Genomic DNA, 20,536 nt, shown 5'->3' with positions numbered 1-20,536 from the left:
AATTGATAGCGTGCCCCTCGGGCGGCTGGTCGCGTGAAGCGCCAGCCGCCCGAGGTTCACTGTAGGTGTCGCTATTGGCTGGCCGAGTTGATGGCCGTGTCCATATCCGTCATTGCCTGATCGACGGACTTGTCACCCTTGATGGCAGCGTAGGCATTGTCCTGAATGGCCTTGGTGACTGCTGGGTAGAACGGCGTGACCGGGCGCGGCACGGCATTCTGAATTGAGGTCTTCAGCACCGGAAGGTACGGCAGCTGCTGGACCAGGGTGGGGTCGTCGTACAAGGAACTCAGGACCGGGGCCAGCGAGCCCTGCGTGGCGTAGAACTTTTCAGTCTCTTCGCTGGTCATGAAGGTCAGGAAGTCCTTGGCCGTTGCCTTGTGTGCCGAGTAGACGCTGACGGCGAGGTTGTGTCCACCGAGGGATGAGGCGCCAGGGCCGCTCTTACCGGGGAGCGGAGCCATGCCGAAGGTGTCCTTCACCTTGGACGAACCGTCCGTCTTGGCGAGGTTGTAGACGTAGGGCCAGTTGCGCAGGAAGAGGAGCTTGCCGTCTTCGAAGGACTGCCTGCCCTGTTCCTCCTGGTAGGTGACGCCCTGCGTGGGGATGTTTCCGTTCTTGTAGGCGGTGACCAGGTTGTTGAGGCCAGCCTTGGCGGCCGCAGAAGTCACCGTCGATTTGCCGTCGTCTCCAACGATCGTGCCGCCGGCCGAGTTGATGGCTTCAGCCGCGTTCACGGTGAGGCCTTCATACTTGGCGAACTGTCCTGCGTAGCAGTCGATGCCGTGCTGCTTCGCGATGGAGCACATGCTCATCATCTCGTCCCAGGTCTTGGGCGGGGTGGGCACCAGGTCCTTGCGGTAGTAGAGGATGCCGCCGTCCGAGGTCTGGGGTGCCGCGAACAGCGTGTTGTTGTACGTTGCCGTCTTGACGGTGGCAGGCAGCATCTTGGACGTGTCGATGCTCATCTTGTCGGTGAGCGGCTGCAGCCAGCCCTTCGCCGCGAACTCGGCGGTCCAGATGACGTCCACGTCAACGACGTCGTAATTGACGTTCTTGGCCTGGAAGTTCTGGACCAAATCGTCGTGCTGCTGGTCCGCCTGGTCGGACTGCTCCTTGAAGGTGACCTTCTGGTCCGGGTGCGCCGCATTCCACTTATCGACGAGCGGGCGGACAACGTTGCTGTTGTCTTTGCCCTGGACGTAGGTGATTGGACCACGTCCGTCGAGGTTTGCTGCGGCATCTCCGCCGCTTGAGGCGGTGCTGCCGCCACCGCCGCCACCACAGGCGGACAGGGACATGGCTAGCACGCCGGCGACAGCTGCCGGCAAAAGGTACTTGCGTGTGTTCATGCTGGGAACTCCTCAGTGAGTGGACCAGGTATTTCCGCAGTGCGGTTGATGTGGTGAGCCTCACATTAGTAAGCTTCCGGGTAGTAATGCAAGCGTTTACACAAAAATGTGTCATCGAGAGGAATCCAGTGCCGCACTCCCCGATCCCAACCCCCGGTTCCAACAATTCCGCGTGGTGGGCCAGCGCCGTCGTCTACCAGATCTATCCCCGCTCTTTCGCCGATGCCAACGGCGACGGCATGGGCGACCTTGCCGGGGTCACGGCGAAACTGCCCTATCTGCAAAGTTTGGGCGTGGATGCCGTGTGGCTCTCCCCGTTCTACAAGTCGCCGCAAGCTGACGCCGGATACGACGTGGCGGACTACCGGGCCGTGGATCCCCTCTTCGGCACCCTGGATGACTTCGACGCCATGCTGGAGAAGGCACATAGCCTGGGCATCAAGGTGATTGTCGACCTCGTGCCCAACCACACCTCGGACGAGCACGCATGGTTCCGCGAAGCCCTTGCAGCCGCCCCCGGCTCCCCCGAACGCGAGCGCTACATGTTCCACCCGGGCAAAGACTCCAAGCCGGGTTCCGGGGACGGGGCTTTGGCCCCCAACAATTGGAAATCCATCTTCGGCGGCCCTGCGTGGACGCGCCTAACGAACGACGACGGCACTCCCGGCGAGTGGTACCTGCACCTTTTCGATACGAAGCAGCCCGATCTCAACTGGGAGAACCCCGAGGTCCATGATGAGATGCGTTCGGTACTTCGCTTTTGGCTGGACCGCGGAGTTGACGGGTTCCGGGTGGATGTTGCCCACGGCCTGGTCAAAGAAGCCGGATTGCCGGACTGGGACGGCGCTGCCGCCATGGTTGAAGGTGGTTTATCCGCACCAGGCGCCCACAGCGAAGCCGTCGAACCGCACACGGCCAGGCTGCACATTGTCCCCGCAGCCGATAACTCCGCCGGGCCCGTCGCGACCGCCGTCGAGCACAAGGTCAAGCCGCCGCTGGACCCGCCGTCGCCCTTCTTCGACCAGGACGGCGTCCACGAGATCTACCGCGAATGGCACAGAGTCCTCGCCGAGTACGACGGCGACCGCATGCTGGTTGCCGAGGCCTGGGTGGAGCCTGCTGAGCGCTTGGCCCGGTACGTGCGCAAGGATGAAATGCAGCAGGCCTTCAACTTCGATTTCCTCTTGGCAGGCTGGGACGCGGAGCGCATGGCGGAGGCAATCGAATCTTCGTTGGACGCGGCGGGATCCGTCGAGGCTCCTTCCACTTGGGTCTTGAGCAACCACGACACGGTCCGACACCCCAGCCGCTTCGGGCTGGAAGATCCCACCACTTTCCCCAAGGGAATAGCGGCGGAAGACGAACAGCCCGACGCCGCCCTGGGCCTCGCGCGGGCGCGCGCGGCATCCATGGTGTCGTTCGCCCTGCCCGGCTCGGCCTATTTGTACCAGGGTGAGGAACTCGGCCTTCCAGAGCACACGTCCCTGCCGGCCGAGGCTCGCCAGGACCCATCATTCTTCCGTACCAAGGGCGTGGAGCGCGGCCGCGATGGGTGCCGCGTGCCGCTGCCCTGGAAATCCGCGGAACCCGGCTTCGGATTCTCGGAAGCGGCGTCGGCAGGTACGGGCGGAGCCGGTACTGCCGGTGGAGCGCCTGCGGCGCCCTGGCTGCCCCAGCCCGAAGCGTTCGGCGAGCTGGCGGCGGACGTCCAGGCCGGCGTCGGGGGCTCCACCCTGGAGCTGTACCGCTCCGTCCTCGCATTCCGCAGGGCCCACGGCCTGGGTTCGGGCACGTTCCAGTGGGCCGAGGAGCACGATCCCGCCAACGGAGTCCTGGCCTTCCACAACCGGGACGTGCTGGTAGTAATCAACATGGGGACTGCAGCTCTCCCCGTACCGGCCGGGCTCCGGGTGGAGCTCTCCAGCGATGGCGGCTCGGGCGGGGCTTCGATTGTCCCGAATATCGGGGCGTACCTCGTGGCGCTTTAGGGGACGTCGTTCCTGACCTTCTTTCGCACGGAAACGGGGCCGACACGCAGCAAGTTGTGCGTGTCGGCCCCGTTCTCTAGCCAAAGAGGGTCAGGAAGGCGCCGTAATGATCCGGCGTGGAGCCTACTTGCCGCCCTTGAAGAAACCGGCGATCTTGGAGCCGAGGCCCTTGGCGTTCTCGGCCACGTCACCAGCGAGGTCCTTGGCGTTGCCGGCAACGTCACCCGCGATTTCCTTGGCTTTCTCAGCCACGTCACCCGAGAGGAACTCCTTGACGTGCTCCGCGGCATCGCCGGCAAATTCCTTCGCGTTCCCGACCGCCTCGCCGGCAAATTCCTTGACGTGCTCAGCGGCATCGCCTGCGACGTGCTTGGCCTGTTCAGCTGCGGCTTCGGCGCTTTGCTTGATGTTGTTGACTTCTTCGCTCATGGTTTTCTCCTTGTTCCTGGTCCAAAGTGTTCTGGTCCATCGGCTTGACTCGGACCCAAGGTCCGGTGCCGGCCGGGGCAAGCCCAACCAAAGGGAAGAGTTCCCCCTACCCTTCAAACTATGGCCCCACGGACACCTCTGCAACGCAAAACGCCCGGGAAAGGAACATGGCTATCCGATTAATAACGGTTGCGTGTCAGTTCAACGAACGCGCTCGGCCTTGCTGAACCTGGTCCTCGCGCCGGCCCCGATATGAATCAACACGGGAGTCTTGCGTCCCACCACTATGTCCAACGCCTCCACGAGCCTGGAGACGTCAGCGGCCAGCGTGTGCGGGGAAACGCCTTGACGGGGCTGGACCCTGATCCGGAGCCCGGGACTACCGTTGACCTCGTAGGTTGCCACCGTGACGCCCGCGAGATCCGTACGTTCCGCGAGGGCCGCCTTGAGCGCCTGTTCAGCAAGGTTCCCGCCGATGCTGACATCGCCGGCGGTCCGGGCGTCATCGTACTCGGACACGATGAGGTTTGCCCGGCCTTTGCCTTGCTGCGACACCCAGGCCACCATGAGCACGATCAGGACAACCAGCACCGCTGCTGCGGCAACCCAGAGCCAGCTTTCCTCCCGTCCTGGAATGCGGGTCTGCTCAGAGAGGTACTTGGCGTGTTCCCAGAGCCCGGTGGACCAGCCTTGCCACCAACTTCCCACGGCGGGAACAGTGGCGAGCAGCATCAGGAGAATGCCGATGGCCAGCAGCTTCAGGCCAAGGATGCCGATCAGGATGCGGTTGAGGACGTGCGGAGTGCCGTTCATGCCCCGATCACCCCCGACGTAGCGACATTGACACGGACCGAAGGCATGGGCGAAGGGGCCATCTTTTGAAGTTCATCCTCGACGGCGGCAAAGACCCGTTCCTCGTGCAAGGGCACGCCCGAGGTGGGACGGACGTTGACCACAACCAGCCGTTGGGAAACCACCACCATGACTTGCTCCTGGGTGACATTCGCCGCCGTCCGGGCAGCGCGGGCCAGTGCAGAAGCGATGACCTCGTCGTCCACCACAACTCCGGCCCGGGGATCCTCAAGCAAGTGGCGGGACTTTCGGCCGGGCAGGACCGCGTTCAAGAAGAAAATCAGGCCCACCATGGCCACGACGCCGCCGAGGGAACCGAGCAGCAAGGGGGAAATCCCTCCCGGCAGGGCGGTGAGCCGTTCAGCAGCCGTTTGCGGATCGATGAGCCACGGTGGTTGGCCAATGGCGCGCAAAGCGGATTCGAGAAGCGCATAGACACAGGCCGCGATCACAAGGGCCGCGGCCAGCCCCGCCATTCCCGCGCGGGATGAACGGGTCTCGCGCTTGAGGATGCGCCGGAGTCCGACGTCGATGCGGTCGCCGAAATCGGTGGTCCTTGGTGTCTGGATGCCGGGGGTCTCGCTGTCGGCCGTCTGCGCGTGCGTAGCGTCCGCGTGGCTGCGCCGGGCGTGCGGGGTCTGGGCGTGGCTCATCGGACGCGAGCTCCTTCGCTGATGCGTGCGCCGCTGATCCGGATATCCACGCGGCTCAAGGTGGAACCACTGAGTTGGGTGACGCGCTCAAGAATGGCCGTTTTGGCAGCTACGGCCCGCTCCCAGACCGTGCCCCCGTATCCCGCTACCCGCAGGGGGTCCCTGAGGACTTCCGTCAGCGAGGGCACACGGATCGGGGCGACAGCCGAGAGTGCCAGGAGGCCGTCGTCGTCCGACCATTCGGCCCGGACATCCTGCGCCGAGACACCGAGCGCTTCCGCGGCGGCCGCCTGGGCCAAAGTGGTGAGGGCCTGGGTGCTGATTCGGTTGTGGCCAGCCAGGGAGACGGCTGGCTGCACAGCCTCAGCCGTGGAACTCATGACGATGAACGGCGGCCGGTGAGGGCATCCAGCACGGTGCGCAGGTCAAGCTTTCCGTCCGCGGCGCGGCCGAGAAGCGCACCGATGCCCATGAAGAGAAGGGCGATGATAAAACCCCACAGCCCGAATTGGAAAGCCATGAACGCCACGAAGGCGCCGATCCCGATCCCGACAACAGTCATGCTCACTGGAGTGGCTCCCTTTCCGATAATGGGCCTTTTGTTCCGGCTTTGATGGGCGGAGCGACGTAGACGTCGTTGATCTCAACGTTGACCTCAATGACTTCCAGGCCCACCAACGATTCGACCGCCCGATAGACGGCCGCGCGGACCTGGTTGGCGACATCATGCAAAGGGCATCCATAGACGGCCACAAGATTGATGTCCACGGCCACCTGGGTTTCTCCGACCTCGGCGCGGACACCCGCAGCATGGTCCTGGCTGCCGACGGCATCGCGGATGGCTCCGAGGGCGCGCGAAGGAGCTGACCCGAGGGAATAGACACCTGGAACAGCCCTGGCGGCAATACCGGCAACCTTGGCGACAGCGGAATCCGAGATCACTGTGCGGCCACTTCCTGCCACCGTTTGCCGGTCCTCGGATACCGGAGCCCCAACGGCTTCCGGTTCAGGCGCGGTGTAGCTTTCCTGCTGGTCCATTTAGCCCTCCCCTTCTCTTGAGTACCACCCTAGCGCTTGGCCAAGACAAGGCGGAGACAAGCCGGCCGTCGCCGTGAGATTCTGCTGGATCACTCCGAGTCGTGTAGGTGGCCGGCCGCGTGATTCCAAGGCTCCGGGGTTTGTCCATTCGAGTGATTGAGCAGAATCCGTCGCGTAGGCGTGAAAATGGCGCGTGCGCATGGATATATTCGCCCTTTTAGGCACAAACTGAATAACCCCAGGCTTTTCCACTGCAGGTTAAATGAAGAAAAGCGCCAGTTCCGAAGAACTGACGCTTCCCAGTGGTGGCTCCGACCGGCGTCGATCCGGTGACCTTTCGATTTTCAGTCGAACGCTCTACCAACTGAGCTACAGAGCCTTAGGTGACAATGTCACCATGATTGCCGGAATTCCTTCCGGCAATCAAAGCGACCCTGACGGGACTTGAACCCGCGACCTCCGCCGTGACAGGGCGGCGCGCTAACCAACTGCGCTACAGGGCCTTGCTTGTAGTATCTCTACTACGCTTGCAGTATCTCTACCGCTTTTTTCAAGGCTTCCAGCTTACCAGACTTTTCAGCCTGACTTGACCAGTTCCTTGCGTACCCCCAACGGGATTCGAACCCGTGCCGCCGCCGTGAAAGGGCGGTGTCCTAGGCCGCTAGACGATGGGGGCCTGGAACAATCCGAATTCGCGACGGTCAACAACGCTATGCGTTTACCGCTTCTCGCTCGTCCGAACTGGACTCTAAAACTTTAGAGCATAGTCGGGGATATTCCCAAATCGCGCAGCGCGGAACGCAAACCAGGCCGCAAACCAGGACGCAAACCAGAACGCAAACCGGCCTCAACACCCGGTTCAAATCCACTGCACCAGAGTTGGCGGTTTCTTGTTGAAAGACGTCCGAATTCCGCCAGTCCGTGGTGCCCCTCGCGGGCTAGATTGGCATCATGGCCACAAGCACCCCAATCTCTCCGGCGACCACTCCCTCCCGGACCATCAGTAAGCTCGGCATCGCCGCCGTCATCGTCACCGTTGTCCTCTGGGCATCCGCCTTCGTAGGCATCCGCGCCGTGGGACCCAGCTTCTCCCCCGGCTCCCTGACGCTCGGACGGCTGGTGGTTGCCGCCGTCGCGCTCGGCTTTGTCGCCCTGCCCCGGCTCAAGCGCTGGCCCAAAGGCCGCGAATGGCTGCCTATCCTCGCCTATGGCGTCATGTGGTTCGCGGGCTACAACCTCGCCCTGAACGCCGCCGAGCACATGCTCGATGCCGGAACCAGCGCCATGCTCATCAACGTCTCGCCGATCCTGATCGCCGTCCTCGCCGGGGTCGTCCTGAAAGAAGGCTTTCCGCGCTGGCTGATCATCGGCAGCCTCGTGGCATTCGGCGGGGTTGCGCTGATCGCTCTCGGTTCGGGACAGCGCTCGACGGCGGATGTCGCCGGAGTGTTGTTGTGCCTCCTTGCCGCTGTGCTTGCCGCGGTGAGCGTGATTGTCCAGAAGCCCGTGCTGCGCACGTTCTCCGCGGCACAGGCCACTTGGTTTGGCATCATGGTGGGGGCCGTGTGCTGCCTGCCGTGGGCCGGCCAACTGGTGGCCGAAGTGCAGGCAGCGCCCCTTCCAGCCACTCTCGGCTTGGTGTATCTGGGGATCTTCCCCACGGCCATCGCTTTCACGACGTGGGCCTATGCGCTGTCCCTCATCGAGGCCGGGAAACTCGCTGCCACGACGTACCTGGTTCCGGGCACCACGATCCTGATTTCCTGGGCGGTCCTCAATGAGATCCCCACCATCTGGGGCCTCGTGGGCGGCGTTATCTGCCTCGTGGGTGTCGGGCTGACGCGGCGCCGCTCCCCCAAAGGAAGCCGCTCCCGCTAAGGTTCGGCGTCAAGAAGCCGGGCGACCCGGGGCCAAGGAGCCCCGCCGCCGTCGAACCCCTGCCGCTGTCGAACCCCTGCCGCTGCTACCTTGCCATCCCGGCAAGAAGCTCGCGGTGCGTGGGCGGGTTGGCTCCAGGCCGCCCCACGGTAATGGCTGCGGCCATGGAGGCGGTCTGCCCGATGCGTTCGAGGACCGTGGGCGCAAGCCCTTGGCTTCCGCGCAGCAGCAGCCCAAGAATCAGCGCCGACATGTAGGAATCGCCGGCGCCGATCGTGTCCGCCACCACCGAGGTCACCGCGGGAACCGTCAACTGGGTGTGCGGCGTCGCCATCAAGGAGCCTTCGGCGCCTCGCGTTACCACCGCCAGGCCGGCACCGAGGCCCAGGATGTGCTTGGCAGTCTCTTCCAAGGACTTGCCGGGGTAGAGCCAGAACGCGTCGTCGTCGCTGAGCTTCACCACGCTGGTCAGCGGTATGAGCTCCTCGAAAACGCGGAGAGCCTCACTGTGGCTGCCGAGGAGGTCCGCGCGGATATTGGGGTCGTACGTGACGATGCACCCACCTTGCGCCTGCTCCAAAAGGTTCCTGACGACGCCGGCCCCGGGCTCGAGGAAGGTGGCGATCGAACCCGTGTGCAGCACCTTCGGGGCGTAAGGGAGTGCCGCAGGAGCCAGCTTCCACTCAATGTCGAAGGTGTACTCGGCCGAACCGTCCGCGGCGATCTCCGCCGTCGCCGTCGCGGTCTTCGCGAGCGATTGCGAGCCCGGCAGGACAACCACGCCGGCGCTTGCCAAATGCGCCGCAATCGACTCGCCCCGGGAATCGCGCCCGACGGCGGTCAGCAGCCCGGCTTTCACGTCGAGCCGTCCGAGGCCGTAGGCGACGTTCGCCGGCGAGCCGCCGGGGTATTCCGTCTGCCCTCCGGGCGAGTTCACGATGTCGATGAGCGCTTCGCCGACCACGACGACGTCGAGCGGCTCGGACGCAAGGTGCGAGTGGTTCATGCGTTTCCTGTTCCTTGGTTGGGGAGTTTCAGTTGCTAATAGTGGTTTTCAGGGGCGCCGCCACGGAATGGCGTTCGACGAGGGGACATTCAAAGTATTCGGTACTGCCGTCGCGTTCGGCACCGGCCAGCAGCAGTTCGATGGCGCGCCGGCCCATCTCAAGGAAAGGCAGTTCCAGCGTGGTCAGCCCGGGCCGCAAGTGCGGGGCGAGCGTTTCCTGGTTGTCGAACCCCACCAGCGACACATCGTGCGGTATGGATAGTCCGAGCTGGGCCAGCACTTGGTAGGCGCCCCACGCGGTGCGGTCGTTGGCGCAGAAGATGGCAGTGGGCGGCTGCGGACCCGTCATGAGTGCCAAGGCATTGTCGAAACCGCCGGATTCATGCCCGTCGCCGATACGGTGGAGCCAGGGGTCGGGATGGAAGCCAGCCTCCTCGAGCGCGCGCAGATAGCCCGCATAGCGTCCGACGGCGGCGGGAAGCTCACCGTCCACCGCGCCAATGTTGATCATCGCGATACGCCGGTGACCGGCGTCCACCAGCCGTTTGGTGGCGGCGTACCCGCCCAGCTCCTCTTGCGGGGCGATGCTTGGAAAGCGTCCGGACCGGTCGCGCGAATTGAGCACGACGGCGGGCACCTCCGCCAGGACGTCCGGCACGTCAAGGACCCGGTGGTACATGGCGGCGTAGACCACTCCGGCCACCTTGTAGGACAGCATGGTCTCCAGCGAAGCGGCCTCGAGGGCTTTGTCCCCGCCCGTGTTGACGGTCAGGAGGAGCAGCCCGGCCTCCCAAGCCCGGGCTTGGGCACCCTCGATGATCTTGCCCGCGAATGGCGCCGTGGCCACGAAGTCGCCGACGAAGCCGATCATCCCGGCAACGCCGTCGCGAAGCACTTTGGCATGGGCGTTGGTCCGGTACCCCAGCTCGTGGGCGGCAGCATGGACCCTGCGCCGGGTTTCCTCCGAGAACCTCGTTCCCGCGGCGTCGTTGAGCACCAAGGAAACCGTGGCCTGGGAAACACCGGCAGCGGCAGCGACGTCGTTCATCGTCGTGCCGGAGCGGTTGCCGGGTCGGGTCATGGGCTGGCCTGTCTGCTGGGAACTCCGGGGGCTTGTCACAGGATCCGCACGACTGGCTGGGCTTAACCTGGGGCCTGGTTATACGAATTACCAGCCCGGAAAACTGTAGCTGTCATCACATCCGGCGTCAATGGCCGGGCCGCGGACTAGAGTCAGAACATGCCCGCGAACTTACCTCCCGGCCTGCCGATCGTTCCCGACGGCGATGCCCCTGGCGGCCAGCGCATTTCCTCCCCGCTCCCTGGCGCGGGTGCGGTCTCGTTCAATACCGTTCCGTTCGAGATGTCGCCGGAAGACTTCGAGGCGGCCGTCAGCGATGCCCTGCTCCTCATCCCGGACAAGGCGGCCCGGGCCATGGACAACGTGGCCATCTTCATCGAGGACGACTACATCCCGCAGCCCGGGGACGCACCGGACACCGTACTCCTGGGCCTGTATGAGGGCGTGCCGTTGACGGAACGGGACTCTTGGTGGGATGCCGGTTCCCTCCCGGACCGGATCACCATTTTCCGGCAACCGATCCTGGATATCTGCGAATCCCGCCAGGAAGTGATCGACGAGGTGGCCATCACGGTGATCCATGAGATCGCCCACCACTTCGGCATCGGCGACGACCGTTTGCACGAACTAGGCTGGGGATAGCCTTGTAGGCATGGGGCACGATCACGACCACTCGCACGGCGTCACCGCAACCGGAAAGCATCGGAAGCGGCTGATCGCTGTCCTGGCCATCACCCTCGGAGTGGTCCTCGTCCAGGTGGCAGGCGCCGTCGTCTCCGGTTCGCTCGCGCTGCTGGCTGACGCGGGCCACATGCTCTCCGACGCCGCCGGCGTCTTCATCGCGTTGCTTGCCGCCTGGATAGCCACCCGTCCGGCGAGTGATCAACGCACCTACGGGTACCAGCGCGCCGAGGTCCTGGCCGCGCTGGCCAACGCCCTCATCCTGATCGTGATCTCAGTGGTGATCTTCATCGAGGCACTCCGCCGTTTCGGGGAGGCACCGGAAATCCGCACCGACGTCATGCTCTTTGCCGCCATTCTGGGTGCTGTCGCCAACCTGGTCTCGCTCCTCATCCTGCGCGGAGCCCAGAAGGAGAGCCTGAACGTCCGCGGCGCCTACCTCGAAGTCCTCGGTGACCTTTTGGGTTCGTTCGCTGTCATCGTGGCTGCGATTGTCATCATGGTCACCGATTTCCGGGCGGCAGACCCCATCGCCTCCATCCTGATCTCGCTCATGATCCTGCCCCGGGCCTGGCACCTTTTGCGCGATGTGGTTGATGTCCTGCTGGAGGCCACCCCCAAGGGTGTCGAAGTCAAAATGATCCGCGAACACATCCTCTCCGTTGAGGGCGTGGTGGCCGTTCACGACATCCACATCTGGACGATCACCTCGGGCGTTCCGGTCTTCTCGGCCCACGTGGTGGTTGAGGACCGGATCCTGGACGCCACCGGTGCCGACCGGCTCCTGGACCAACTCGGTTCCTGCCTCGGCTCGCATTTCGACACCGAGCACTGCACCTTCCAACTGGAACCGGCCGGCCACTCGGCGCACGAAACCCACCAGCACGCGTAGGGGCCCAGCCTAGCGGGGCTGGATGGCCACCGTCCCCGTGGCGCCATCCACCGTGACCGTATCGCCTGAACTGATCCGGGAAGTGGCATCCGGGACGCCCACGACTGCGGGAATCCCGTACTCACGGGCCACGACGGCTCCATGGGAGTTGGGCCCTCCCATCTCCATCACGAGCCCTCCGGCGGTCAGGAAGAGGGGCGTCCAGCCGGGATCCGTAGAGGGGGCCACCAGGATTTCTCCCGGTTCGAGATGCGCGCCCACCGGGTCCATGATCACCCGGGCAACTGCCGTCACCGTTCCCGCCGAAGCCGGGGTTCCCAGCAGCGTGCCGTCCGGCAGCGCGCCATCCGACGCTGCGGCCCCCGACGCCGGAGCCCCAGTCCCGCTGCGCAGGAAACCGGCGGGCAGGGCTTCCGGCTCGGTGCCGTCGGAGAGCAACACGCGTGGCACATGCCGGCGCCTGAGTTCAAGGTCATAAGACTCGCGCCGCCGTGCCACCAACTCGTGGAGATCCGTGCCATCCAAGCCGCGGCGGGCGTCGTTGAAATCCAGGAAGAAGACGTCGCCCGCGTCTCCGATGACTCCCGCTTCCGCCAAGGTCTCCCCTACTTCCGAAACCTGGGCGCGGACCGCGGCGAAGCCAAGCACAAGGTGGTACTTGGGAAGCTCGCGGAGTCCCGCAAACATGCGTGTCCGTTCGAGTGCCATTTTCACGATCCTGGCGTGGAGCGGACTCTTGGACCGCGCACGGGCCACCAGAACGGCGAGCTGCTCCTCGGCGTCGTGAGCTGCTTTTTCGAACTGTTTGTCCGGCGCCAGGCGGGGATCGTCGAGGCGAAGGTAATTGACCAGGACTCCGATGATGTGGGTGGGGTCGTCGGACCAGCGGGGCATGCCCAGGTCGATTTCCGCGACGGCCCGGTGCCCGTAGTCGCGCAGGAACGAGGCCAATTCCGATTGCGCGACTGCGGGCAGCCCGCCGTCGCGGTAGCTCCGCGCGAGCACAGCGGGATCGCCGCCGGTAAAGGCCTCCGCTGAAGCGGGGTCGTCGCGGATGCTGGTCGAGAGCCGCCACAGGGCAAGGTCCATTTCGGTGGTGACGTTGTTGGGCAGTCCGCGGATGATGGTTTGTAACTCACCCCAGGAGGCCTGTTCGCCAAGTATCTTCCGGACTAGCCCCATCATCGCGAAGCCGAGCGCTACCGGGGGCAGGATATTGGGCAGTATGGGGAACAATTCCTCGCGCAGTATCCGCTCGGCGTGGTCCAGCTTTTCACGAGGGGTCGCATCGGCGGGGACTTCATGCGTGGCCTTCAGCTTCCCGCCCAGCCGTTCCACCTTGTCGAGGGCAACGTCGGGTCGAAAGAGCGCCCGCAGCAGCGTCTCGGGGAGGCGGAAGCGGAGCACGATCGGCCCAACGTGCCTGAGCAGTTTGAAAGGCGTCTTGCTGGTGACGGCGAACCCCGGGTCGTCGAACAGGGCGCGTACGATGGCCGCCGAACGTGCTTCCATGACGTCGAAAATCCTGGGCACAATGGCGCGCCCGGCCTTGCTCCGGAGCACCGAAGTGAGGTCAAAATAGATCCGTTGTCCCGCCTCGTAATACGGCGAAGGCCCGTCCCGCGGCTCGGTGACCCGGAATCCCGCCGCGCCGGCCACCGAGGACCCCATGAGCCTGATGCCCGCGAGGCCCATGGGAGTCAGGGGACGGGTGAGGCCCTGGGCGAGGCTGAAGCAAAGGTATGCGTGCGGGCCGGGGACTGCGGGTTGCCGGGTCATTTGCGGGTAGAGCGTGGTGATGGGGCGCGCTTGGGTGAGCCACAGTTTGCCGTCGCCATCGATGGCCCATTCAGTGTCCTGCGGTGCTCCGTAATGCTCCTCGACGCGCTGGCCGAGGACAGCGAGCGCCCTGATCTGGGAGTCGGCAAGGCAAGCGTCCCCGGCGGTTCCGCCTTCGGTTCGCGGAGGCGCGCCGAAGGTTCCGGGCGAATCGAGCCTTTCGGTCCCGCCGCCAGGAATGGAGCGAATCACCAGTTTCCGGTCGCCGATCCGTCGTTCCGTGATCCTGCCGGTGAGCGAATCCACCACGAAGTGGTCCGGATTCACGGCGCCCGAGACGACGGCCTCACCAAGCCCGGGATTGGCGTCGATGACCGCCTCGCGGCGCCGCCCGGTCACCGGATTGGCCGTGAACAACACCCCTGCAGCCTCAGCGTCCACCATCCGTTGGACGACGACGGCGAGCGTCACCGTGGCGTGGTCGATCCCGTTGCTTGACCGGTAGCTGACTGCCCGGTCCGTCCAAAGGGAGGCCCAGCACTTCCGGACGGCCTGCAGCACGGCGTCGGCCCCCACGACGTTCAGGTAGGTGTCCTGCTGTCCCGCGAAACTCGCAAAGGGCAGGTCCTCGGCGGTGGCGGAGGACCTAACGGCCACCGGGGCTTCCGGGCCCAGTGCGGAGTAGGCCAAGCGAACGGCATGTTCGACGTCGGCTGGGATGCCGGCGTCGAGCACTGCTTCCCTCGCGCGGGCCGCGAGGGAAGCGAGCCCCTCAAGGTCGCCAGGTGCCACGGCCTCAAGGCCGCGGAGAAGGTTTGGGAGCGCTGACTCGGGGCTTCCATCGGGCTGAAGCGCGCGCCGGTAAGCCTCGGTGGTCAGGCAGAATCCGGGCGGGACCGGTAGTCCCGCCCAGATCATTTCGCCGAGATTGGCAGCTTTGCCGCCGACCTCTGGAAGCATGGTTGCCCGGATCCGGCGCAGCTCGACGATTAAGCGCGGTGCTTCCCCGGGCTGTGCGTGCTCCGCCATTGCCGTCCGCCTGCGTCCACCGGTCCTTGGGCTTGCCTGCTATGCGGCGCCGAGCATGGGACCGAATTTGACGCGGTCCGCCAGCCTGGGATCCTCGCGGTCGGGAACAACGAGCACGGGCCCTTTGGCATGGTGCAGGACTCCGTCCGACGTCGATCCGAGGAGCATTCCTGCGAAGCCGCCGCGCCCACGCGTACCCAGCACCACGAGTTCGACCCCGCGGCTCACTTCCACGAGGACTTCCACGGGCGAACCATCAAGGAGTTGCGTTTCCGCCGGGAGCTTGGGGAAGTGGCTCTTGAGCCACGCCAAGCCTGCGTCCAGCTGAACCCTGATGTCCTTGAAGAGTGCCTCCCGGTCCAGGGGTGCCGGAACCCACGCCAAGGAGCCGCTGTACTCGGGGACGGCGCAAATAACGCGTAGCTTCGCGCCCATGCGTTGGGCCTGCTCTGCTGCCTCCAAGACGGCGACGCGGGCCTGTTCCGAGCCGTCCACGCCCACCGCGACCACATTCTCGACAACGCGGGAGCCGGCCTTCGCACGCTCGGCCTTGATGTGCTTGTCTTCTGTGGTTTCACCCAATCGGTCCGCGCAGAAGAGCGGGACCGTCACGGTGGGGCACTTGGAGTGCGCCGGCAAGGCACTGCTCACGGAGCCCAGGAGCCTGCCCACGAACCCTCCGCGTCCCCGGGTACCGAAGACCAGGAGCTCGGCCGTTTCGGACAGATCGAGCAGCACGCCGGAGGCGTCTCCGTTCTCCACCGAGCCATCGACGTCGATGGCGTAGCCGGAGACCTTCTCAAGGGCTTGCTTGACTATTGCTTCCGCACCGTCCCGGATAACGGAGTCATCCACTGTGGCATAGCCGCCGTCCAGGCCGGAAGCCGCGAAGATGGGCACGGAGTAGGCCGTGACTACATGCAGGGGAAGCTGCCTGCGTTCGGCCTCGCGGGCGGCCCAAATAAGGGCGCATTGGCCGTGTTCGCTGCCGTCAACGCCCACCACAATTCCGCCGGGGGCAATGGATGATTCCTCGCCGTTGCCTTCGGTCTCTGGTTCATGGCTCTCAGAGTGTTTGCCGTGCTGGTCCATGGGGCCTGCCTCCTCGCACTGCTGGCTGATGTTGCGGCTATTCTGCCAGAGGCCGCGCCCACAACGTGTTTCTCGCTTGAATGCAGTGAGTTGCGGTCTCCAATGCTCACTATTCTCGTTTGCAAGGGCCGAATCAAGCCGGAAGAAGCCTATGTGGAAACCCGCCAGGGGCGTGGAAATCTGCCGAACCGTGGCGCGAAAAACGCGGCGGCAGACATGCCGATGCGGGGGCTATCCACCACGCGATTTCTTCTGTAATGTTCGAGGCACTGGTGACCGGGGATCGTGTTTTTCAACACATCAACGGCCATCATTCGCGACCGCTTGGGGACCCGGACGCCACCCCGGTGTTGCTTCGGCAACGCACCTTCAAAGAGGAGCCAAGCTGTGTCAACCATGCCTGCTGCGAGTACGGAACGCACCACCACCGTGGTCATCGGTGCCGGCATGCCCGGCCTGGCCGTGGCAAGCGAGCTCAGCCGCTACGGCGTAGACGCCATCGTGGTGGACGGGATGTATGTCCCCGGACCTTTGCAGGCGCTCAACACCGGCATCCTGCAGCGCTGCGACGCCGCCGACGCCGCGTGCCTCCAGGAGCGCAGCGAAATCCTGAGGCACCTGCGCAATTACGCAGCCAGTCACGGCCTCGACGTTCGGAGCACCACCCGGGCTGTCCGCCTCGATCGCCTGGACGAAGCTGCCGTGGGGACCGTGATTTCCGGATCGGTCGTTTCAGGCTCCTCGGGTGTCTCCTCGTATCAGTGGGCCGTCCACACCGCCAACGGAGTGCTGCTGGCCGACCACGTCGTTGTCACCCGCTGCGGGCAGAGCCAGTTGCGGCGGATGCTTGCCGAGCTCGGCATCGCCATCGGCCAGAACCTCGTCGCAGCCATGCGCGCGATTGGAATGTACTTGGTTGGGGTCGGCGAACTTGCCACACCCACACCAAAGGAAGTCTTGCGCCAAGCCAAGGTGGTGGGCCAGGCGATTTCCGCCAAGGTCCACCCGGACAGCGTCCACGGGGCCCTGACGGGTACCTTTGCAGCTATTCCTGCCCCGGTCTAGAAAGAGTCGGCACAGAAAACCGAGGTTTGGGCGGACTCCTATGAGTCCTTGGAGTCCTCGTCCCCGGCAGCATCGTCGTCGCCAGCAGCGTCGTCGTCCCCGGCAGCATCAGAGTCACCGGAATCATCGGCGTCCCCGGAATCCGCACCGGCCAGCCGGCGCCGTGCAGTGATGCCGAGGAAGACCAGCAGGCCCGCGGCCACCACCGCGAAGACCACAATGCTCCAGGGGAACGGCTGCGAGGCATCGGGCACCTTCTCCGGCGTCGTCGTCGAACCCGGCGCGGCAGTGCCGGCCGTGGGCACCTCCACCGAAGGTGCCGTGCTCGCGGAGCCGCCGCCCGCCGTCGTACTTCCTGCTTTGGCGGTGAAGGTGAAGGTGCCTTCGATCGGGTGTGAATCCGAACTGACAACTCGCCAGATGACGGTGAATACCCCGGCAGGAGCGCCAGGACGCAGCTTCTGCGACACCACGGCGTCCACAATCTCGACGGAACCATCTGCCCAGTTCTGGCCTGAGGCGTCGTTCACCCGGATCTGTGAGCCGAGCAGGAGCGGCCGGTTGTTGAAGGTGATGGACACGGAGTCCGGGACGCTGGCAACCGTTGAGCCGTTGGCCGGTGACGTTGACTCGGCGACGTCGTGCGCGAAGGCCGGTGCCGCCGAGAACAGGGCGGCAGAGAAAAGAACCGCTGTGGCAGCGACGACGACGGCCAGCAGCTGGCGGATAGGGCGCATGAGCGAATGACTCCCTTGGTGTTGGATTCCTTACAGACTAGGCGAATTCGTGGGAGGGCCGAAGCCGCGGGCATAGGATTTGAGAGCACACTTCCCCGATCCCCGGAGACTTCCATGCTCAAGCAGGGCTCAGCCATCGACCGCTACTTCAAGATTTCGGAACGCGGATCCAACTACTCGCGAGAAATCCGAGGCGGCTTCGCGACGTTCTTTGCCATGAGCTACATCGTGGTGCTCAATCCTTTGATCCTCTCCGGGGCGGACTCGAGTGGCGCTTCCCTTGGCTTCGCCGCCGTCGCCGCCACCACGGCCTTCGTAGCCGGCATCCTGACGATCCTCATGGGAGCCTGGGCCAAGCACCCCTTCGCCATAGCTACCGGGCTTGGCGTCAACGCCTTCGTGGCAGTCACGATCGCCTCACATCCGGGCCTGACGTGGCCGGACATGATGGGCCTGGTGATGCTTTCGGGCCTGACCATGCTGATCCTGGTGCTCACGGGTTTCCGGACCGCGGTCTTCAAAGCGGTACCTGAGGCACTGAAAACCGCGATCGTGGTGGGCATCGGCCTCTTCATCGCGCTGATCGGCCTGGTCAATGCGGGCTTCGTGCGCCGTATCCCGGACGCCGCCGGCACCACGGTCCCGCTAGGCCTGGGCGTCGACGGGAAGCTGCTTGGCTGGCCCACCCTGGTATTCGTCGTCGGCCTTGTGCTGACCATCGCATTGGTGGTCCGCAAGGTGCGTGGCGCGATCCTGATCGGCATCATCGTCTCCACGGCCCTCGCGGCCATCCTGGAATTCACCCTGCACATCGGTCCGAGTTTCGATGGCAAGACCTACAATCCCCGCGGCTGGTCCCTGGTTGCGCCCAAGTTCACCGAGTGGGCCGCTCCGGACTTGTCCCTGATCGGCAAGGCGAACCCCCTCGGCGCGTTCCAGCATCTTGGCATCATCGCCGCCACGCTTCTGGCATTCGTGATCCTGCTCAGCATCTTCTTCGACGCCATGGGCACCATGGTGGGCTTGGCCAGGGAAGCAGGGAACATCGACAAGCACGGAAACATCCCCAACGTGGACCGTGTCCTGCAGGTGGACGCGCTCGGCGCAATCATCGGTGGCGGCTCGTCCGTGTCCTCCAACCAGATCTTCGTGGAATCCGGTGCCGGCATCGGCGAAGGTGCCCGCACCGGCCTGGCTTCGGTGGTGACCGGCCTGCTGTTCCTGGTGGCCATGTTCTTCACCCCGCTCATCAACCTGGTCCCGTTCGAGGCCGTCGCTCCCGCCTTGGTGGTGGTTGGTTTCATGATGGTGTCCCAGGTAGGCAAGATCCACTGGCAGGACTGGGGCCTTGGCATTCCCGCGTTCCTGACCATGTCCCTCATGCCTTTCACCTACTCGATCGCCAACGGCCTGGGCGCAGGGTTCATCTCCTTCGCACTCATCCGCACCTTCCAGGGCCGGGCCCGCGAAGTCCATCCGCTCATGTGGGCCGTGGCCGCGGCGTTCCTGCTGTTCTTCGGGATCGGCCCGGTCGAGGAACTCCTGGGCGTCAAGTAGGCCTTTCCGGAATACCGGACACCCGCGGCGTGCAAGCCGTGTTTTTCGGTACCGTCATGCGCTGAGCTTGAATCATGGAGATTTCCCCCGCTATCGCCGATGTCCGCCCGATGCCGTGGACCGGCCGATTCGACGGCGACGGCGATGAGCACCGCCGCTGGTGGCAGGCCGTGGCGCCCCACACTCCCGATGCAGCCGCCCCTGGCGCGGCGGGAGCGGGCTCCCGGCCCGCCGTCGTCGTGGGTTTCCGCAGTGACGAGGGCGTGCGGCGCAACAAAGGCCGTGTTGGCGCGGCGGCCGCCCCGGAGGCGATCCGGCATGCTTTGGGTCCGCTGGCTTTCCACCTGGACCGGGACGTGTTCGACGCCGGAGACGTCGTTGTGGAGGACGGCTCGCTGGAGGCGGGCCAGGAGCGCGCGGGCCGCGTGATTTCGGAATTGCTCGACGCCGGCAAGCTCACGGTGCTGCTTGGCGGCGGGCACGAAACTGCTTTCGCCAGCTACCTGGGCGTGGCTGGCTCGGAGGCCGTGAGGGGCGGCAAGCGCCTCGGAGTCCTGAACCTGGACGCGCATTTCGACCTGCGGGATGAGCCTGTGCCGAGCTCGGGCACGCCGTTCCTGCAGATGGCTCGAGCGGAAGCCGCCGAGGGCCGCGAACTGAACTACGCCGTCGTCGGAATCTCTGAGCCCAACAACACGCGCACCCTCTTCAAGACGGCGGGCCGGTTGGGCGTGAAATACCTGCTGGACGAGGACTGCTCCGCCGAGGCCGTGCACAATTTCGTGGCGCAGTTCCTGGACACCGTTGACGTGTTGTACCTGACGATCGACCTGGACGTGCTGCCGGCGTCGGTGGCTCCCGGGGTGAGCGCGCCGGCGGCCTATGGCGTGCCGCTACCCATCATCAGCGCCGTGTGCAAGCAGCTTGGCGCGAGCGGCAAGCTGCTGCACTTGGACGTCGCCGAGCTCAACCCCGAGTTCGATATCGACTCGCGGACCGCCAAGGTGGCGGCGCGCTTGGTGAACACGCTGCTGGCGTAGGCGTTCCCCGTAGCGCCCGGGCCACCCAACTGGCTCGCATTTGTTGTCGTTATGAGCCCTCAAAACGACAACAAGTGCTAGTTAGACGATATGAAGTGAGGGCCTTCGTTCCCTGCCCGTCCGGACCGGGCCATTGTCGCCGGGCGGCCGCGCAGCGCCGGCCTGGCATGAGGGGTATCCCTGGTGCCGGGGGCGGCGCTGCGGGGCTTGTGGCCCGGCGGAATTGGCCTTTGTCCGGACGGGCAGGCAAGGGTCCCCGGGACGGGTGACGTGAAGGCCGGGGCCTTCTGTTTCACAGAGTCCGTGGGTTGCCAATAACGGTGCTCTTGGATTGTCGACCCGTGGAGCGTTGCAATGGTAGTGCCACATGTGAGTTTTGGGAGGTCC

Annotated in this window: 19 protein-coding genes and 3 tRNA genes; 7 read left to right on the top strand and 15 right to left on the bottom strand. The window is 64.9% G+C overall.

Annotated features, from left to right (window positions below; all coding sequences use genetic code 11):
- Positions 1 to 71 precede the first annotated feature (71 nt).
- Entirely contained in the window at positions 72 to 1,352 is a 1,281-nt protein-coding gene (locus tag ACFVTG_RS14985) for an ABC transporter substrate-binding protein (protein ID WP_284754675.1), read from the bottom strand.
- Positions 1,353 to 1,591: 239 nt separating this feature from the next.
- Between ACFVTG_RS14985 and ACFVTG_RS14980 the strand changes: the two genes are divergently transcribed.
- Complete coding sequence (locus tag ACFVTG_RS14980) at positions 1,592 to 3,340, top strand: glycoside hydrolase family 13 protein (protein WP_390281813.1); 1,749 nt, start codon at positions 1,592 to 1,594, stop codon at positions 3,338 to 3,340.
- Positions 3,341 to 3,463: 123 nt separating this feature from the next.
- Here the strand turns inward: ACFVTG_RS14980 and ACFVTG_RS14975 are convergent, their stop codons facing one another.
- The 9 genes from ACFVTG_RS14975 to ACFVTG_RS14935 form a co-directional block, all read right to left on the bottom strand.
- A complete protein-coding gene (locus ACFVTG_RS14975) occupies positions 3,464 to 3,769 on the bottom strand; it encodes a hypothetical protein (protein WP_390281597.1) in 306 nt (101 codons plus the stop codon).
- A 201-nt stretch (positions 3,770 to 3,970) separates the two neighbouring features.
- Entirely contained in the window at positions 3,971 to 4,582 is a 612-nt protein-coding gene (locus ACFVTG_RS14970; protein ID WP_390281594.1) for a hypothetical protein, read from the bottom strand.
- Positions 4,579 to 5,274 carry a DUF6286 domain-containing protein gene (locus ACFVTG_RS14965; protein WP_390281592.1) on the bottom strand — a complete coding sequence of 232 codons (696 nt, stop codon included), beginning with the start codon at positions 5,272 to 5,274 and terminating at the stop codon, positions 4,579 to 4,581. Before ACFVTG_RS14965 ends, ACFVTG_RS14970 begins: the two co-directional genes overlap by 4 nt.
- Entirely contained in the window at positions 5,271 to 5,654 is a 384-nt protein-coding gene (locus ACFVTG_RS14960) for a hypothetical protein (protein ID WP_390281590.1), read from the bottom strand. Before ACFVTG_RS14960 ends, ACFVTG_RS14965 begins: the two co-directional genes overlap by 4 nt.
- Complete coding sequence (locus tag ACFVTG_RS14955) at positions 5,651 to 5,842, bottom strand: hypothetical protein (protein ID WP_284754683.1); 192 nt, start codon at positions 5,840 to 5,842, stop codon at positions 5,651 to 5,653. Before ACFVTG_RS14955 ends, ACFVTG_RS14960 begins: the two co-directional genes overlap by 4 nt.
- The gene (locus ACFVTG_RS14950) at positions 5,839 to 6,312 is read right to left on the bottom strand and encodes an Asp23/Gls24 family envelope stress response protein (RefSeq protein ID WP_390281588.1); all 474 of its coding nucleotides are present in this window, start codon (positions 6,310 to 6,312) and stop codon (positions 5,839 to 5,841) included. Before ACFVTG_RS14950 ends, ACFVTG_RS14955 begins: the two co-directional genes overlap by 4 nt.
- Before the next feature lie 303 nt (positions 6,313 to 6,615).
- Positions 6,616 to 6,691 (bottom strand) — tRNA-Phe (locus ACFVTG_RS14945).
- Between the two features lie 50 nt (positions 6,692 to 6,741).
- Positions 6,742 to 6,815: transfer RNA gene (locus tag ACFVTG_RS14940), tRNA-Asp, on the bottom strand.
- 100 nt (positions 6,816 to 6,915) lie between these two features.
- Positions 6,916 to 6,988: transfer RNA gene (locus ACFVTG_RS14935), tRNA-Glu, on the bottom strand.
- 275 nt (positions 6,989 to 7,263) lie between these two features.
- On the opposite strand from ACFVTG_RS14935, the gene ACFVTG_RS14930 reads away from it, so the two are divergent.
- Positions 7,264 to 8,190 carry a DMT family transporter gene (locus ACFVTG_RS14930; RefSeq protein WP_390281586.1) on the top strand — a complete coding sequence of 309 codons (927 nt, stop codon included), beginning with the start codon at positions 7,264 to 7,266 and terminating at the stop codon, positions 8,188 to 8,190.
- A gap of 85 nt (positions 8,191 to 8,275) precedes the next feature.
- Here the strand turns inward: ACFVTG_RS14930 and ACFVTG_RS14925 are convergent, their stop codons facing one another.
- Positions 8,276 to 9,196, bottom strand: a complete 921-nt coding sequence (locus tag ACFVTG_RS14925; RefSeq protein WP_390281583.1) for a carbohydrate kinase — start codon at positions 9,194 to 9,196, stop codon at positions 8,276 to 8,278.
- A gap of 28 nt (positions 9,197 to 9,224) precedes the next feature.
- Complete coding sequence (locus tag ACFVTG_RS14920; RefSeq protein WP_390281581.1) at positions 9,225 to 10,277, bottom strand: LacI family DNA-binding transcriptional regulator; 1,053 nt, start codon at positions 10,275 to 10,277, stop codon at positions 9,225 to 9,227.
- Positions 10,278 to 10,436: 159 nt separating this feature from the next.
- Here ACFVTG_RS14920 and ACFVTG_RS14915 point away from each other — a divergent pair, with 159 nt between their 5' ends.
- Positions 10,437 to 10,919: a metallopeptidase family protein gene (locus tag ACFVTG_RS14915; protein WP_284754690.1), complete on the top strand. Its 483-nt coding sequence runs from the start codon at positions 10,437 to 10,439 to the stop codon at positions 10,917 to 10,919.
- 10 nt (positions 10,920 to 10,929) lie between these two features.
- On the top strand, positions 10,930 to 11,850 hold the full coding sequence (locus ACFVTG_RS14910; protein WP_390281578.1) for a cation diffusion facilitator family transporter: 921 nt from the start codon (positions 10,930 to 10,932) through the stop codon (positions 11,848 to 11,850).
- Between the two features lie 9 nt (positions 11,851 to 11,859).
- Here ACFVTG_RS14910 and ACFVTG_RS14905 read toward each other — a convergent pair whose 3' ends face one another.
- Positions 11,860 to 14,658 carry a PEP/pyruvate-binding domain-containing protein gene (locus ACFVTG_RS14905; protein WP_390281576.1) on the bottom strand — a complete coding sequence of 933 codons (2,799 nt, stop codon included), beginning with the start codon at positions 14,656 to 14,658 and terminating at the stop codon, positions 11,860 to 11,862.
- A 39-nt stretch (positions 14,659 to 14,697) separates the two neighbouring features.
- Complete coding sequence (locus tag ACFVTG_RS14900) at positions 14,698 to 15,750, bottom strand: universal stress protein (protein ID WP_284754696.1); 1,053 nt, start codon at positions 15,748 to 15,750, stop codon at positions 14,698 to 14,700.
- A 396-nt stretch (positions 15,751 to 16,146) separates the two neighbouring features.
- Here ACFVTG_RS14900 and ACFVTG_RS14895 point away from each other — a divergent pair, with 396 nt between their 5' ends.
- Positions 16,147 to 16,815 carry an FAD-binding protein gene (locus ACFVTG_RS14895; protein ID WP_390281811.1) on the top strand — a complete coding sequence of 223 codons (669 nt, stop codon included), beginning with the start codon at positions 16,147 to 16,149 and terminating at the stop codon, positions 16,813 to 16,815.
- A gap of 38 nt (positions 16,816 to 16,853) precedes the next feature.
- On the opposite strand, the gene ACFVTG_RS14890 is transcribed toward ACFVTG_RS14895, so the two are convergent.
- Entirely contained in the window at positions 16,854 to 17,552 is a 699-nt protein-coding gene (locus tag ACFVTG_RS14890) for a copper resistance protein CopC (protein WP_390281572.1), read from the bottom strand.
- Between the two features lie 114 nt (positions 17,553 to 17,666).
- Between ACFVTG_RS14890 and ACFVTG_RS14885 the strand changes: the two genes are divergently transcribed.
- Together ACFVTG_RS14885 and hutG are read left to right on the top strand one after the other, a co-directional pair.
- A complete protein-coding gene (locus ACFVTG_RS14885) occupies positions 17,667 to 19,109 on the top strand; it encodes an NCS2 family permease (RefSeq protein ID WP_284754700.1) in 1,443 nt (480 codons plus the stop codon).
- A gap of 74 nt (positions 19,110 to 19,183) precedes the next feature.
- Positions 19,184 to 20,149 (top strand): formimidoylglutamase, encoded by a 966-nt coding sequence (gene hutG / locus ACFVTG_RS14880; RefSeq protein ID WP_390281570.1) that lies wholly within the window; start codon positions 19,184 to 19,186, stop codon positions 20,147 to 20,149.
- Positions 20,150 to 20,536 lie beyond the last annotated feature (387 nt).

Source organism: Arthrobacter sp. NPDC058127, assembly GCF_042884555.1.
Lineage (GTDB): Bacteria > Actinomycetota > Actinomycetes > Actinomycetales > Micrococcaceae > Arthrobacter.
Note: the sequence above shows the minus strand (reverse complement) of the source record. Positions and strands in the feature narration are given on the sequence as shown.

Excerpts from the sequence above, each read along its gene's own strand:
- ACFVTG_RS14985 (WP_284754675.1), bottom strand. The coding sequence starts at position 1,352 with ATGAACACACGCAAGTACCTTTTGCCGGCAGCTGTCGCCGGCGTGCTA.
- ACFVTG_RS14980 (WP_390281813.1), top strand. The coding sequence starts at position 1,592 with ATGGGCGACCTTGCCGGGGTCACGGCGAAACTGCCCTATCTGCAAAGT.
- ACFVTG_RS14975 (WP_390281597.1), bottom strand. The coding sequence starts at position 3,769 with ATGAGCGAAGAAGTCAACAACATCAAGCAAAGCGCCGAAGCCGCAGCT.
- ACFVTG_RS14970 (WP_390281594.1), bottom strand. The coding sequence starts at position 4,582 with ATGAACGGCACTCCGCACGTCCTCAACCGCATCCTGATCGGCATCCTT.
- ACFVTG_RS14965 (WP_390281592.1), bottom strand. The coding sequence starts at position 5,274 with ATGAGCCACGCCCAGACCCCGCACGCCCGGCGCAGCCACGCGGACGCT.
- ACFVTG_RS14960 (WP_390281590.1), bottom strand. The coding sequence starts at position 5,654 with ATGAGTTCCACGGCTGAGGCTGTGCAGCCAGCCGTCTCCCTGGCTGGC.
- ACFVTG_RS14950 (WP_390281588.1), bottom strand. The coding sequence starts at position 6,312 with ATGGACCAGCAGGAAAGCTACACCGCGCCTGAACCGGAAGCCGTTGGG.
- ACFVTG_RS14930 (WP_390281586.1), top strand. The coding sequence starts at position 7,264 with ATGGCCACAAGCACCCCAATCTCTCCGGCGACCACTCCCTCCCGGACC.
- ACFVTG_RS14925 (WP_390281583.1), bottom strand. The coding sequence starts at position 9,196 with ATGAACCACTCGCACCTTGCGTCCGAGCCGCTCGACGTCGTCGTGGTC.
- ACFVTG_RS14920 (WP_390281581.1), bottom strand. The coding sequence starts at position 10,277 with ATGACCCGACCCGGCAACCGCTCCGGCACGACGATGAACGACGTCGCT.
- ACFVTG_RS14915 (WP_284754690.1), top strand. The coding sequence starts at position 10,437 with ATGCCCGCGAACTTACCTCCCGGCCTGCCGATCGTTCCCGACGGCGAT.
- ACFVTG_RS14910 (WP_390281578.1), top strand. The coding sequence starts at position 10,930 with ATGGGGCACGATCACGACCACTCGCACGGCGTCACCGCAACCGGAAAG.
- ACFVTG_RS14905 (WP_390281576.1), bottom strand. The coding sequence starts at position 14,658 with ATGGCGGAGCACGCACAGCCCGGGGAAGCACCGCGCTTAATCGTCGAG.
- ACFVTG_RS14900 (WP_284754696.1), bottom strand. The coding sequence starts at position 15,750 with ATGGACCAGCACGGCAAACACTCTGAGAGCCATGAACCAGAGACCGAA.
- ACFVTG_RS14895 (WP_390281811.1), top strand. The coding sequence starts at position 16,147 with ATGCCTGCTGCGAGTACGGAACGCACCACCACCGTGGTCATCGGTGCC.
- ACFVTG_RS14890 (WP_390281572.1), bottom strand. The coding sequence starts at position 17,552 with ATGCGCCCTATCCGCCAGCTGCTGGCCGTCGTCGTCGCTGCCACAGCG.
- ACFVTG_RS14885 (WP_284754700.1), top strand. The coding sequence starts at position 17,667 with ATGCTCAAGCAGGGCTCAGCCATCGACCGCTACTTCAAGATTTCGGAA.
- hutG (WP_390281570.1), top strand. The coding sequence starts at position 19,184 with ATGGAGATTTCCCCCGCTATCGCCGATGTCCGCCCGATGCCGTGGACC.